This window comes from Streptomyces sp. NPDC006335 (assembly GCF_040612795.1).
Taxonomy (GTDB): domain Bacteria; phylum Actinomycetota; class Actinomycetes; order Streptomycetales; family Streptomycetaceae; genus Streptomyces.
Window position 1 is genome coordinate 26,383 of the sequence record NZ_JBEXQX010000010.1, and the last position, 13,071, is coordinate 39,453.

Annotated in this window: 11 protein-coding genes and 1 pseudogene; 3 read left to right on the forward strand and 9 right to left on the reverse strand. The window is 69.1% G+C overall.

What is annotated here, in order from left to right; genetic code table 11:
• Positions 1 to 32: 32 nt before the first annotated feature.
• Both ABZ098_RS26335 and ABZ098_RS26340 read right to left on the reverse strand, forming a co-directional pair.
• Positions 33 to 425: pseudogene (locus ABZ098_RS26335) on the reverse strand (helix-turn-helix transcriptional regulator); the annotation flags it as partial.
• A gap of 882 nt (positions 426 to 1,307) precedes the next feature.
• Positions 1,308 to 2,873, reverse strand: a complete 1,566-nt coding sequence (locus tag ABZ098_RS26340; RefSeq protein ID WP_356595112.1) for an MDR family MFS transporter — start codon at positions 2,871 to 2,873, stop codon at positions 1,308 to 1,310.
• 143 nt (positions 2,874 to 3,016) lie between these two features.
• On the opposite strand from ABZ098_RS26340, the gene ABZ098_RS26345 reads away from it, so the two are divergent.
• The gene (locus tag ABZ098_RS26345; protein WP_356595114.1) at positions 3,017 to 3,613 is read left to right on the forward strand and encodes a TetR/AcrR family transcriptional regulator; all 597 of its coding nucleotides are present in this window, start codon (positions 3,017 to 3,019) and stop codon (positions 3,611 to 3,613) included.
• Between the two features lie 745 nt (positions 3,614 to 4,358).
• On the opposite strand, the gene ABZ098_RS26350 is transcribed toward ABZ098_RS26345, so the two are convergent.
• Positions 4,359 to 4,907 (reverse strand): M23 family metallopeptidase, encoded by a 549-nt coding sequence (locus tag ABZ098_RS26350; RefSeq protein ID WP_356595116.1) that lies wholly within the window; start codon positions 4,905 to 4,907, stop codon positions 4,359 to 4,361.
• A 368-nt stretch (positions 4,908 to 5,275) separates the two neighbouring features.
• Here ABZ098_RS26350 and ABZ098_RS26355 point away from each other — a divergent pair, with 368 nt between their 5' ends.
• Positions 5,276 to 5,929: an HAD family acid phosphatase gene (locus tag ABZ098_RS26355; RefSeq protein WP_356595118.1), complete on the forward strand. Its 654-nt coding sequence runs from the start codon at positions 5,276 to 5,278 to the stop codon at positions 5,927 to 5,929.
• Between the two features lie 703 nt (positions 5,930 to 6,632).
• On the opposite strand, the gene ABZ098_RS26360 is transcribed toward ABZ098_RS26355, so the two are convergent.
• Entirely contained in the window at positions 6,633 to 9,158 is a 2,526-nt protein-coding gene (locus ABZ098_RS26360) for an ATP-dependent Clp protease ATP-binding subunit (RefSeq protein WP_053851123.1), read from the reverse strand.
• 430 nt (positions 9,159 to 9,588) lie between these two features.
• Here ABZ098_RS26360 and ABZ098_RS26365 point away from each other — a divergent pair, with 430 nt between their 5' ends.
• Positions 9,589 to 10,356 carry an SCO3374 family protein gene (locus ABZ098_RS26365; protein WP_356595120.1) on the forward strand — a complete coding sequence of 256 codons (768 nt, stop codon included), beginning with the start codon at positions 9,589 to 9,591 and terminating at the stop codon, positions 10,354 to 10,356.
• 35 nt (positions 10,357 to 10,391) lie between these two features.
• On the opposite strand, the gene ABZ098_RS26370 is transcribed toward ABZ098_RS26365, so the two are convergent.
• The 5 genes from ABZ098_RS26370 to ABZ098_RS26390 form a co-directional block, all read right to left on the reverse strand.
• Positions 10,392 to 10,727 (reverse strand): Lsr2 family protein, encoded by a 336-nt coding sequence (locus tag ABZ098_RS26370; protein ID WP_031044473.1) that lies wholly within the window; start codon positions 10,725 to 10,727, stop codon positions 10,392 to 10,394.
• Between the two features lie 222 nt (positions 10,728 to 10,949).
• Positions 10,950 to 11,498, reverse strand: coding sequence for an amino-acid N-acetyltransferase (locus ABZ098_RS26375; protein WP_356595122.1), 549 nt, complete (start codon positions 11,496 to 11,498; stop codon positions 10,950 to 10,952).
• Positions 11,499 to 11,507: 9 nt separating this feature from the next.
• Positions 11,508 to 11,912 carry a BlaI/MecI/CopY family transcriptional regulator gene (locus tag ABZ098_RS26380; RefSeq protein WP_356595124.1) on the reverse strand — a complete coding sequence of 135 codons (405 nt, stop codon included), beginning with the start codon at positions 11,910 to 11,912 and terminating at the stop codon, positions 11,508 to 11,510.
• 128 nt (positions 11,913 to 12,040) lie between these two features.
• Positions 12,041 to 12,217, reverse strand: a complete 177-nt coding sequence (locus ABZ098_RS26385; RefSeq protein WP_356595126.1) for a hypothetical protein — start codon at positions 12,215 to 12,217, stop codon at positions 12,041 to 12,043.
• 59 nt (positions 12,218 to 12,276) lie between these two features.
• Positions 12,277 to 12,975, reverse strand: coding sequence for a hypothetical protein (locus tag ABZ098_RS26390; RefSeq protein ID WP_356595606.1), 699 nt, complete (start codon positions 12,973 to 12,975; stop codon positions 12,277 to 12,279).
• Positions 12,976 to 13,071 lie beyond the last annotated feature (96 nt).

A 13,071-nucleotide genomic window follows, 5' to 3' on the forward strand; every position in this document is an offset into this window, starting at 1 on the left:
GTGCCTTTCGCTGTGTCTCTTGCGGTGCCTTTGGCGGTGGGGAAGCCGCCGGCCCAGAGCATGGCGTAGCAGCCGGGGATCAGGGCGGCACCGCGGCCCACGTGCCGGGTGCGGTACTCGCTCGGGGTGAGGCCGGTCCGCGCCTTGAAGCGGGCGGAGAAGGTGCCGAGGCTGCTGAAGCCGACCAGGTGGCAGATCTCGGTGACGCTCAGATCGGCGCCTCTCAGCATCTCCTCGGCCCGCTCGATCCGCCGGTGCGTGAGGTATTGGCCGGGGGTCTCGCCGTACGTCTCCTTGAAGGCCCGGATGAAGTGATACCGCGAATAGCCCGCGTGCGCGGCGACGGCGTCCAGGTCGAGCCCCGGATCGGCCCAGTCCCGGTCCATGGCGTCCTTGGCGAGCCTGATCTGCCGCACTTTGTCCATGAGGCCGATGGTGACACGCGGCACTGACATCGAGCCTGGGGCGATCGGCATCGGGGGTGATCGGCATCGGGGGTGATCGACACCGGGGGCGGTCGGCTTCGGGGGGCGGTCAACCCCGAGGGGCGGTCGACCCCGAGGGGCGGTCGACTCCGGGGGACGGTCGACTCCGGAGGGCGGTCGACTCCGAAGGGGGGCGGTCAGCTTCGGGAGGGGGCGGTCGACTCCGGAGGGGGGCGGTCAGCTTCGGGAGGGGGCGGTCGACTCCGGAGGGCGGTCAGCTTCGGGCAAACGTCCCCCTGGGCGATTGACTCCTCGAGCCATCTATTCGTCGGGCCGTCGCCTGCGCGGCTGTCGCCTGCGCGGGGCCATCGCTTCCGCGGGTCGCCCTCCGCGGGCAGGCCTCAGGGGGGGCCATCCCCTGCACGGGCCACCCCCTCCGCGGGCCGTCGCCTACGTAGACCATCGCCTGCACCGCCCGCCCCCTCCATAGGCCGTCACCCCCATAGGTCGTCACCTGTGCGGGCCCAATCCCTGCATGAGATTTCCCCATCACAGGCCGTCACCACCGCAGGCCGCTACCACCGCGGAGCCATTCCTCCGCAGGCCATCCCCCACACAGGCCGTCACCACCGCAGGCCATCACCACCGCGGGGCCAGCCCCTCCCGTCGGCCCCCGGCAACCCCGCCTCCGCGCCACTGCCGCCCGCCGACGAAGGCGCCACCCAGTTCATCCCGCCGGTCGCGGCCGCCCCAGGGCCACCCCCTCCGCAGACCGTCCCCCACAGGCCGTCACCACCCCACGGCCACCCCCTCCGCAGGCGGGCATGGAGAAGGCCCCCGGGGCGGACACCATCCGGGGGCCTTCGGTACGGAAGGGGCGGCTCAGACCTCGACCAGCGGCGCCGGTGCCGGGTCGTCCGCCGACTTCTGGGGCCCCGCCCCCTTCAGCGGCACCTCCTTGACGAACACCGCCGCCACCAGGGAGACCACGGCGACGATCGAGCCGAGCAGGAACGCGGAGTGCGTGCCGGCGGAGACCGCGTACTGGTACGCCTCGCGCACCGCGTCCGGCAGCTTCTCCAGACTCTTCGCGTCGAGCTGCGCGGACTGCTCGGTCACCTTGGAGCCCAGTTCCCCACCACGCTCGGCCATGGTGTCCTGGACCCGGTGGTTGAACAGGGCGCCCATGATGGCCACGCCGAAGGAGGAGCCGAGCGTACGGAACAGGGTGGTGGACGAGGACGCGACGCCCATGTCCTTCATCTCGACGCTGTTCTGCGCGACCAGCATGGTGATCTGCATCAGGCAGCCCATGCCGAGTCCGACGACGGCCATGAAGACACCGGAGGTGAACCGCGAGGTCCCCGTGTCCATGGTCGACAGCAGGTACAGGCCGATCACCATCAGGACGCTGCCGGCGACCGGGAACACGTAGTACCGACCGCTGTTGGTGGTGATCCGGCCCGCGACCATCGAGGTCACCAGCATCGCGCCGAGCATCGGCAGGAGCAGCAGCCCGGAGTTGGTCGCGGAGGCACCCTGCACCGACTGCTGGTACAGCGGCAGGAAGAGGGTGGCGCCGAACATCACGAAGCCGGTGATGAAGCCGATGATCGACATCAGCGTGAAGTTGCGACTGCGGAAGATGTGCAGCGGTACGACCGGCTCGGCCGCCTTGGTCTGCCAGAACACGAATCCGACCAGCGCGGCGACGCCGATGCCGATCAGCTCCATGATCCGCGCGGAGCTCCAGGCGTACTCCGTGCCGCCCCAGGTGGTCACCAGCACGATGGAGGTGATGCCGACGGTCAGCAGGGCGGCGCCCAGGTAGTCGATACGGGCCTGCGCGCGCTTCTTCGGCAGGTGCAGCACCGCGCTGATCAGGCCGAGCGAGACGACACCGAGCGGCAGGTTGATGTAGAAGGACCAGCGCCAGCCCCAGTTGTCGGTGATCGTGCCGCCGACCAGCGGACCGCCGATCATCGCGAGCGCCATGACGCCGGCCATCATGCCCTGGTACTTGCCGCGCTCCCGCGGCGGGATCAGGTCGCCGATGATCGCCATGACACCGACCATCAGACCACCGGCGCCGAGGCCCTGGACGGCCCGGAAGCCGATGAGCTGCCCCATGTCCTGGGCCATGCCGCTGAGCGCCGAGCCGACCAGGAACAGCACGATCGAGCTCATGAAGACGCCCTTGCGGCCGTACATGTCGCCGAGCTTGCCCCAGAGCGGGGTGGCGGCCGCGGTGGCCAGCGTGTAGGCCGTCACGACCCACGACAGGTGCTCGAGTCCGCCGAGCTCGCCGACGATCGTCGGCATCGCGGTGCCCACGATCATGTTGTCGAGCATCGCGAGCATCATGGTGATCATCAGCGCGAGCAGGACGACCCGCACGCTGCGCTGTTTCTTGTCCGGCTCCGTCTCGACCGTCTGTGTGTCCGCCATCGTTCCCACTCCCCTGAGGTCCTGCCGTACTGCCCCCGCCGGGGTACTTACTTGCCGCCCGGCTAGTTGTCTACACTGGGGAAGGTAGAGCCGTAACTAGCCGGGCGTCAAGTAAGTTTTGTGGAAAGCCGAGGAGCACGAGGATGGGCGGCACCATGGACGTGACGAAGCAGCAGCGCCGCGGCAACACGCGCCAGCGCATCCAGGACGTGGCTCTCGACCTCTTCGCGGAGCAGGGGTACGAGAAGACGTCACTGCGGGAGATCGCCGAGCACCTGGACGTGACCAAGGCGGCGCTCTACTACCACTTCAAGACCAAGGAAGAGATCCTCGTCAGCATCTTCGACGACCTGACGCAGCCGATCCTCGACCTCATCGAGTGGGGCCGGAACCAGCCGCACACGCTGGAGACGAAGCAGGAGATCGTACGGCGCTACAGCGAGATCCTGGCCGGGGCGACGCCGCTGTTCCGCTTCATGCAGGAGAACCAGGCGGCGGTCCGTGAACTGCGCGTCGGCGAGACCTTCAAGGAGCGCATGCAGGGGCTGCGCGAGATCATCGTCGACCCGGAGGCGGACCTGATCGACCAGGTCCGCTGCGTCAGCGCGATCTTCACCCTGCACGCCGGGATGTTCTTCCTCCAGGACATCACCGCCGACCCTGAGGCCAAACGTCAGGCAGTCCTGGAGGTCGCGACGGACCTGGTCACGCAGGCGCAGGGGGGAAACGGGAAGGGGTAGCGGGCAGGGCGGGGTTCAGGGCGCGGCCTCAGGATCAGGCGGGGGTGAACCCAGGGCTGGCGCCTGTGGATCGCCCAAGAGGCGAGCCCAAGACCGCCACCTGCGCATCACACCGCCACCTGCGCATCACACCCGCAGATCACACCTGGCAGCCCGAACGACAGGCGCCTGAGGTGCGGCCCGGAACGGGGCGAGTTTCAGACGCCGAGGATCGTGCCAGGGCAGCCTGAACAGCCGGCGTCCGCGCTCGCCTGGGCGTGACGCGAGGGGCTGGCGCACGGCCATCCCCACAACCCGACGAACCCCTCCCGCGGAAGCAGGGAGGAATTGGCGTCCGCGGCCGACAAAGATCAGCACGAGGGGCTGGCACACGAGGGACTGACACACGAGGGGCTGGCGCACGAGGGGCTGGCGCACGCGGACCGACCGGACGCAGCAACGGCCGGCACCCACGGCCCGCCCCAGCCACAGCGCGAGGAGCTGCCGTTCACGGCCCGCCCCAGCCGCAGCGCGAGGAGCTGGCGTTCACGGAGCGACCGGGGGCAGCGTCAACAGCTGACGCCCCCGAACCCACCCGAAGGCAACACGGGAAGCTGACACCACGGTTCGCCCCCGCCCCACCCCGAGGCCACCCCGACCGCCGCACGACCCAAACCCCAGCCGCTGGCACCCAGAGGGCTCACCCCCGGGAGCGGCGCACCCCGACGCCCACCCCACCGCCCTCACCTGACCCGGCAGAACAGGCTCAGACCTTGACGCCCTTGGCCCGCAGGAAGGCGACCGGGTCGATCGCCGAGCCGTAGTTCGCGGTGGTGCGGATCTCGAAGTGCAGGTGCGGGCCGCTGGAGTTGCCGGTGTTGCCGGACAGGGCGATGCGCTGACCGGTCCTGACGACCTGGCCGACCTTGACCTTGATCCGGGAGAGGTGGGCGTACTGCGAGTACGTCCGGTTACCGTGCTTGATCACTATCGCGTTGCCGTAGGCGGGACCGTCACCGGCACCCCCCGGACCCGCCTTGACGACGGTCCCGCCGTGCGCGGCGACGACGTTCGTACCGCTCGGCACCGCGAAGTCCTGCCCGCTGTGGGTGGACTGCCACATGCCACCGGCCTGCGCGTAGCTCGCGCTGAGCTTGTACTTCTTGACCGGGTCGACCCAGGAGGCCGAGGAGGACGCGGCCGAGGCGACTCCGGCCCCCAGCACAGCCGACGCCCCGACGGACGCGGCCACGACGGCCACACGGGTGCGGAGCAGGGACGTACGGGAGGAGCGGTGGGAGACGCGCTGGAACATTCGGAACCTCATGAAGCAGGGGACAGGGAAACCACCCGGCGCTCGAAGGCGGCCGGATGGCGCATCCCTTGGTAACCCCGAGGACCGAATAGCCCCAAACAGCGCATCTACGACGGAATGTAGTAATGGGCGGAGAAGGTGCGTACGAGAAGTCCCACCCTCTCCGTAATTCTCTTCACTATTCCGCCTAGTAATGGACAAATCGCCTGTGCGGCAAGTCACCGGCGACCCCCATGCAAAAACCCCGCCAAGTGACGCACGTCTCTGGCTTCCTACCAAGCGGTAACCCTACGGTTCCCCTCGCGCCACCCTCGCCACCGAACATGCACCAGACAACGGCATACGGACGTGAGAGGACCCCCACACATATGAGAAGCCGACGCCCCCGGGCGCGCCGCGCAGCCGTAAGCACAGCCGTAAGCACCGTCTCCGCCGCCGCACTTGTCGCCCTGGCCGTCCCCGCCGAGGCCGCGACGACGACCGCAAGCACCTCCACGACCACCACGACCACCACGGCCGCCGCCGCGGCCGTCGACTACGCCACCTGGCAGACCGACTGCCAGGCCGTGATGAACCAGGCGCTCCCCTACCTGAAGACGCGCATCGCCGCCCCCGGGCCCGGCGAGAAGCAGGCGATCGTCCTCGACATCGACAACACCACCCTGGAGACGGACTTCGGCTTCAGCTACCCGCAGCCGGCCAACAAGCCCGTCCTCGAAGTCGCCAAGTACGCCCAGGAGCACGGCGTTTCCCTGTTCTTCGTGACCGCCCGCCCCGGCATCATCGCCTCGGCGACCGACTACAACCTCAAGCAGGCCGGCTACCAGGTGAACGGCCTGTACGTCCGCGGCTTCATCGACCTGTTCAAGAACGTCGCCACCTACAAGACCGCCCAGCGCGTCGACATCGAGAACAAGGGCTACACGATCATCGCGAACATCGGCAACAGCCCCACCGACCTGTCGGGCGGTCACGCCGAGAAGACCTTCAAACTCCCGGACTACGACGGCCAGTTGTCCTGACCCACTCGCTGCGGACCGCGTACGCGCACGCCGTGGGGCCGGCACCTTCGGGTTCCGGCCCCCTCACGCGTTACGAAGCCAGGGAGGATGCAAGGGCGCTGAGGACACGTCACACGTCGAACTCGCGGGCGCCGTACAGCCCCTCCGCGACGAACCGCTCACCGCGGTCCAGCGCACGGCGGGACAGTAGCTCACCTTCCAACAACCGTCGTCCAGATGGAGTTCACGGTCGGGATCCGCAGGGAGACAACGACCGACGCGCGAGTGAAGGCCACCCAGGACGCCCGCTCCGCCGCACTCCGCGGTTGTGATCCCGCCGGCACGACCACGGACCGCTCGGGGTGCAGCGGCACCACGCCGTCCCCCCGACTGGCGCTGACCAGCGCCCACGTCCTGCGCCACAACGGCTGCGGCTCGCCGCGCCGGATCGTGCGGCCGGCCCTCGACAAGGAGACAGCCCACTGCCCCGCGGGCCCCGCGGACTCGCACCCCGCCCGACGATCCGCTCCCGCCCCTCAGGAACGTCACCCGGGGCGGCCCGAGCCGGGGACCTGGACCGGACCTTCCCTGACTGGCCCGGCTCGCCGCCTGGTGAAGGAGGTGAACGGGCAGAGTCGCGCGGCCCAGCAGGTCGCAACAGAACGCGAGAGGGGCCGGTGCTCCGCGAGCACCGGCCCCTCTCGTCGGCCTACGGCCGTGAGGCTTACGCCTCCTTGCTCAGGTTCGGCCCGGCACCGCCGGCCGCCTGCTCGATCGGCGGGACGTCGGGCAGTGCCGACTTCTCCTCGCCGCGGAAGGTGAAGGTCTGGGTCTCGCCCTCGCCCTCGGTGTCGACGACCACGATGTGGCCGGGACGCAGCTCGCCGAAGAGGATCTTCTCCGACAGCGTGTCCTCGACCTCGCGCTGGATGGTGCGACGCAGCGGACGCGCACCCAGCACCGGGTCGTAACCCTTCTTGGACAGCAGCTCCTTGGCGGACTGGGAGAGCTCGATGCCCATGTCCCGGTCCTTGAGGCGCTCGTCCACCTTGCCCACCATCAGGTCGACGATCTTGAGGATGTCGTCCTGGGTGAGCTGCGGGAAGACGACCACGTCGTCGACGCGGTTGAGGAACTCGGGCCGGAAGTGCTGCTTGAGCTCGTCCGAGACCTTGTTCTTCATGCGCTCGTAGTTGGTCTTCTTGTCACCCGAGGCCGCGAAGCCCAGGTTGAAGCCCTTGGAGATGTCCCGGGTGCCGAGGTTGGTCGTCATGATGATGACCGTGTTCTTGAAGTCCACGACCCGGCCCTGGGAGTCGGTCAGGCGACCGTCCTCCAGGATCTGCAGCAGCGAGTTGAAGATGTCCGGGTGGGCCTTCTCGACCTCGTCGAAGAGGACGACGGAGAACGGCTTGCGGCGGACCTTCTCGGTCAGCTGGCCGCCCTCTTCGTAGCCCACGTATCCGGGGGGCGAACCGAAGAGCCGCGAGACCGTGTGCTTCTCGCTGAACTCCGACATGTCGAGGGAGATCAGCGCGTCCTCGTCACCGAAGAGGAACTCGGCGAGCGCCTTGGACAGCTCGGTCTTACCGACACCGGACGGGCCGGCGAAGATGAACGAACCACCGGGACGCTTCGGGTCCTTGAGGCCCGCACGCGTACGACGGATCGCCTTCGACAGCGCCTTGACGGCGTCGACCTGGCCGATGACCCGCTTGTGGAGCTCGTCCTCCATGCGCAGCAGACGCGAGGACTCCTCCTCGGTCAGCTTGAAGACCGGGATGCCGGTGGCGGTCGCGAGGACCTCGGCGATCAGCTCGCCGTCGACCTCGGCGACGACGTCCATGTCGCCGGCCTTCCACTCCTTCTCCCGCTTGGCCTTGGCGGCCAGGAGCTGCTTCTCCTTGTCGCGGAGGGAGGCGGCCTTCTCGAAGTCCTGCGAGTCGATCGCGGACTCCTTGTCCCGGCGGACACCGGCGATCTTCTCGTCGAACTCGCGGAGGTCCGGCGGTGCGGTCATCCGGCGGATGCGCATCCGGGAACCGGCCTCGTCGATCAGGTCGATCGCCTTGTCCGGCAGGAAGCGGTCCGAGATGTACCGGTCGGCCAGGGTCGCGGCCTGGACGAGGGCCTCGTCCGTGATGGAGACACGGTGGTGGGCCTCGTAGCGGTCGCGCAGACCCTTGAGGATCTCGATCGTGTGCGGGAGCGAGGGCTCGGCGACCTGGATGGGCTGGAAGCGGCGCTCGAGGGCCGCGTCCTTCTCCAGGTGCTTGCGGTACTCGTCCAGCGTGGTGGCGCCGATGGTCTGGAGCTCACCGCGGGCCAGCATCGGCTTCAGGATCGAAGCGGCGTCGATGGCGCCCTCGGCGGCACCCGCACCGACCAGCGTGTGCAGCTCGTCGATGAACAGGATGATGTCGCCGCGGGTGCGGATCTCCTTGAGGACCTTCTTCAGGCGCTCCTCGAAGTCACCGCGGTAGCGGGAGCCGGCGACCAGCGCGCCGAGGTCCAGGGTGTAGAGGTGCTTGTCCTTGAGGGTCTCGGGCACCTCGCCCTTGACGATGGCCTGGGCGAGGCCCTCGACGACGGCGGTCTTGCCGACGCCGGGCTCACCGATCAGCACCGGGTTGTTCTTGGTACGGCGGGACAGCACCTGCATGACCCGCTCGATCTCCTTCTCGCGCCCGATGACCGGGTCGAGCTTGGACTCACGAGCGGCCTGGGTGAGGTTCCGGCCGAACTGGTCGAGGACCAGGGACGTCGAGGGGGTGCCCTCGGCAGGCCCGCCGGCGGTGGCGGTCTCCTTGCCCTGGTAACCGGAGAGCAGCTGGATGACCTGCTGCCGCACCCGGTTGAGATCTGCGCCCAGCTTGACCAGGACCTGGGCGGCGACGCCCTCGCCCTCACGGATCAGGCCGAGCAGGATGTGCTCCGTGCCGATGTAGTTGTGGCCCAGCTGAAGGGCCTCGCGGAGCGACAGCTCCAGGACCTTCTTGGCACGGGGGGTGAAGGGGATGTGCCCGGACGGGGCCTGCTGGCCCTGGCCGATGATCTCCTCCACCTGCTGGCGGACCGCCTCGAGCGAAATCCCGAGGCTCTCAAGGGCCTTGGCGGCGACACCCTCACCCTCGTGGATCAGGCCCAGGAGGATGTGCTCGGTGCCGATGTAGTTGTGGTTGAGCATCCGGGCTTCTTCCTGAGCCAGGACGACAACCCGCCGCGCGCGGTCGGTGAACCTCTCGAACATCGTTAATCGCTCCTCAGAGCGGTCAGGCAGTGGGGGGAACTTCCCCTCCCTGTCCTTCCGCAGCTTAGTCCCGCAAGCGGGGACCGCTCATTCCAACTGCCGACACCGTCGATGGCCTCCTGACCCCGAACGCCGACATCTGCTCCAACCCGATGGTGCGAGACGATGTTCCCGCAGGCCAGACAGATACCCCACTCGCCAGTACGCCGATGGCGAACGTGAGACGGCCTTTCCTGCGTGTCGCCCCCTCCCACTAGGGATGTCTTACCCGCTCCGACCGACACTCCATGCCGTACGCCCCTCGTCCCTCCGCTACGGGCGAACAACCTTGTGCCACCCCGCACCTCCGCACGCCCCCTCTTCAAACACTCTTCGCACACGTCGGTACACCCAGCGTAACTCTCGCGCCTTTCCGGCGGTTGCACTCGGCATGGTCGCCCGCCACCTCTCTCTCCCCACCGGTCTCACCGCGGTCCCGCTCCCCCGTCAGCCGCCCGACCGGGCCGCCTCCGGCGACGATCAGGTCCGCCACTGGTACGAGAACGAACTGGGCTGGCCCACGGTGCCCGCGAGCACGCCTGAATCTCCCGTACGGCTGCGCCTGGGGCTGCGTTTCGACGTCCTGGACGTCCCGGCCGAGGCGGGTCGCGCGGCCCTGCGCCACCTCGCCCGGGAATCCCCGGTGGCGCTGCGGGGCGACCGCATGCGGCTCCTGGTGGCGGTGGGCAGCGCGGAGGAGCTGCCGGGCCTGCTGGACTGGCTGGAGTGGGGCGCCCTGGCACTCGATCTACGGGCGATCGGCGCGGGCGGAGCGATGCGGGCACCCCTTCCGCCGGAGCCGGGGGTGGGCGGACTGGGGGAGGTGCCGTCGGGGCGGCCTGCGCGGCCGGGGCCCGGCGAGGGCGGACCGCCGGTCCTGCCGTCGCTCCCGGGGGTACCGAAGGCGGGCGGGCTCACGCCCCGGCCGCGAGCGGCGGAGGCGTGCCGGACCGCCGGAAACCGGCGACCGCTCGTCCCGGGCGCCCTGCAGGGGGCCGCCGTGTGGCTGCGGCCCCCCGAGCCTGGGTGCGAGGTCGAGGCCTCGCTGCCGACGGTGTCGGCGCTGGGGGGCGGTGGGGACGCCCCCGATCTCGTACGCGTCGTGAACACGGTGGCAACGCAGTGCCACCGGCTGCGGTTGCACCGCGCCCGGCCATAAGCCTTCGCGGGCCCCGGCCCTCGCGGACCTCTCGATCAGGCGTTGGCCTTCTCGTAAGCCTCGCGAATGCTCGCCGGAACACGGCCGCGGTCATTGACCTCGTAACCGTTCTCCTTGGCCCAGGCGCGGATCTGAGCGGTGTCCTGGCTGCCACCGGAAGCGGCGCGCGTCTTTCCGCGCCCGCCCGAAGCACGGCCTCCAGTGCGTCGACCGCCCTTCACGTAGGGCTCGAGAAGGCCACGAAGCTTGTCCGCATTGGCGGTCGTGAGATCGATCTCGTACGTCTTGCCGTCCAACGCGAACGTGACGGTCTCGTCCGCCTCGCCGCCGTCGATGTCGTCGACAAGAAGGACCTGAACCTTCTGTGCCACCGGATTTCCTTTCATCCAATACTTGAGGGCCGGGGGTCTGCGGCGTCCGCCGTTTCGCCGTCCCCTGTTATATGCAGTACTGCAGTACGTCGGAAAGCAAACCGCTTTTGCTGGAAAAACACAAACCCCCGGGAGAGACCGACAGGGGTCTCCTCGTCCGGAAACATGCGCGTTTCGGACATAGGGAACCTGGGCACGGCCGAGCGCCAGAATCCTTGGCGATCACAGATGCAGAAGCATCCGGCTGTTGCCCAAGGTGTTCGGTTTCACCCGTTCGAGACCGAGGAACTCTGCCACGCCTTCGTCATAGGAACGCAGCAGCTCTGCGTAGACATCGGTGTCAACGGGCGTCTCACCGATCTCGACGAAGCCGTGCTTGCCGAAGAAGTCCACTTCGAAGGTGAGACAGAAAACGCGACGAACACCGAGCCAGCGGGCCGTCTGCAACAACTTCTCCAGCAACTGATGCCCGACCCCGGCGCCCCTCAGTCCGGGCTTCACGGCGAGAGTGCGCACTTCCGCGAGGTCTTCCCACATGACATGCAGGGCGCCGAAGCCGACCAGCTCGGCGTTGTCGTCGCGCTCGGCGACCCAGAACTCCTGGATGTCCTCGTAAAGCGTGACGGTCGCTTTGTCGAGCAGGATGCGGTCGCGGACGTAGGAGTCAAGGAGCCGACGGATGCCGGCGACATCGCTGGTGCGGGCCCGCCGGACGGTGATGGCTTTTGCGGTGACTTCGAGGTTCTCGGCGGAGGGGCTCTTCGCGGACATGAGCGGACGCTATCGCCCGCCGTCCCGCGATGCCGAGTCGGGGTTCTCCGTGGACGGTCCCTGGGCGATGCGCACGGCGTCCTGGAGTGCCAGTCGCTGTTCCTCGCTCATCATCCCGAAGAAGGCGACGAGAGCGGCGGCGGGGTTGTCGCTCTGGGACCAGGCCTCGTTCATCAGTGCGGCGGCGTAGGCGGCCCGTGTGGAGACCGCCTCATATCGATAGGCCCGGCCTTCCGCCTCACGGCGCACCCAGCCCTTCTGATGGAGATTGTCCAAAACGGTCATCACCGTGGTGTACGCGATGGACCGTTCCTGCTGAAGGTCTTCCAGGACTTCTCGAACGGTGACCGGGCGGTTCCACTTCCACACCCGCGTCATGACCGCGTCTTCGAGTTCTCCCAATGGGCGAGGCACACCTCAGCACAATAGTGGGAGATCCGGCTATCGGCGTGACGGACGTGCACTTTCGACGTCAAACAGCAACAAAAAGGGCGTACGACTCCGAAAGCGCGGTGGCTCGGGAGTCGTACGCCGACAGGGGTTCAGGCGTCGGGACCGGAGGTCTGCTTGGCGCCCTCCACGCGCGCGAGGGCGGCGTCGACGGCCGCGTCCTCCTTGGCCTTGTTGGCCCCGCCCTGGGTCTTCACGATGACCCGGATCACTCCGATGAAGAACACGGCCATGACGACCGGGGGCACGAGCGCGGAGACGTAGTCCATGCCTCCAGAGTAGCCAGCGGAATCGGGACGACCCGGGCGGGGTGCGGGCTGTCCCGCGTTCAGCCCGCGGCCAGCTGCTGCGGCGGGTTCGCCGGGGGCGGGGCCGGCTTGCGGCGGGGGAAGACCTCGCCGGGGGTGGGGATGGGCCGGGCGGGCTTCGGGTCGGCCGGGGCGGGGGCGGGCTTCTCCGCGGGCCTGACCGGGGGCTTCGCCGGACGCTTCGCCGGCTCCTTGGCGTCCTGTTCCGCCGGCCCGCCCCGGGCGACCCCGGGCGGGCCCTCGCCGAGCCCGCCGGAAAGGCCCCCGGAAAGCCCCCCGGGCAGCGCCAGGAGACGCGTACGGGACGCCGGGACCGCAGGGGCCGCCGGGGCGCGCCGAGCGCCCGTGGCGCCCGCCAGACGGGCGCGTACGTCGCGTTCGGCCAGCATCTGGCAGCGGATCAGCAGGGCCGCTCCGGCCGGGTTGCCGCGCAGGGCCCGGAGCGCCGCGAGATCGTCGGGCTCGGGCCGGTACCCGGCGCCCAGCGCCTCCTCCAGCAGCGTGAGGTAGCCGGCGGCGGTGCCGGGCAGCGCGGCGCGGTACCGGGCGAGGTCGGCCACCAGGAAGGCGCGCAGCCGGGCACCCTCACGCACCGCCTCGTCGAGGGACTCGGCGAGGCGGTGGCAGTCCTTGATGTCCTCGGCCGAGGCAGGGGCGGGGTGAAGGGCGAGGGCGAGGGCGCGGCGGAGCACAGCCAGCTCCTCCACGCCGAACGCCATGCCGCCGCGGGATCCGTATGGCGTGGGCATGCGGCGACAGTACGCGCTAATCAGACAAATTCGTCATAAGGGACAGGTGTGGCGTGACCGGGCCAC

Coding starts and splice junctions, on each gene's coding strand:
- ABZ098_RS26385 (WP_356595126.1), bottom strand. CDS start 12,217: ATGGACTACGTCTCCGCGCTCGTGCCCCCGGTCGTCATGGCCGTGTTC.
- ABZ098_RS26350 (WP_356595116.1), bottom strand. CDS start 4,907: ATGTTCCAGCGCGTCTCCCACCGCTCCTCCCGTACGTCCCTGCTCCGC.
- ABZ098_RS26390 (WP_356595606.1), bottom strand. CDS start 12,975: ATGGCGTTCGGCGTGGAGGAGCTGGCTGTGCTCCGCCGCGCCCTCGCC.
- ABZ098_RS26375 (WP_356595122.1), bottom strand. CDS start 11,498: ATGTCCGCGAAGAGCCCCTCCGCCGAGAACCTCGAAGTCACCGCAAAA.
- ABZ098_RS26340 (WP_356595112.1), bottom strand. CDS start 2,873: ATGGCGGACACACAGACGGTCGAGACGGAGCCGGACAAGAAACAGCGC.
- ABZ098_RS26360 (WP_053851123.1), bottom strand. CDS start 9,158: ATGTTCGAGAGGTTCACCGACCGCGCGCGGCGGGTTGTCGTCCTGGCT.
- ABZ098_RS26365 (WP_356595120.1), top strand. CDS start 9,589: ATGGTCGCCCGCCACCTCTCTCTCCCCACCGGTCTCACCGCGGTCCCG.
- ABZ098_RS26355 (WP_356595118.1), top strand. CDS start 5,276: ATGAGAAGCCGACGCCCCCGGGCGCGCCGCGCAGCCGTAAGCACAGCC.
- ABZ098_RS26345 (WP_356595114.1), top strand. CDS start 3,017: ATGGGCGGCACCATGGACGTGACGAAGCAGCAGCGCCGCGGCAACACG.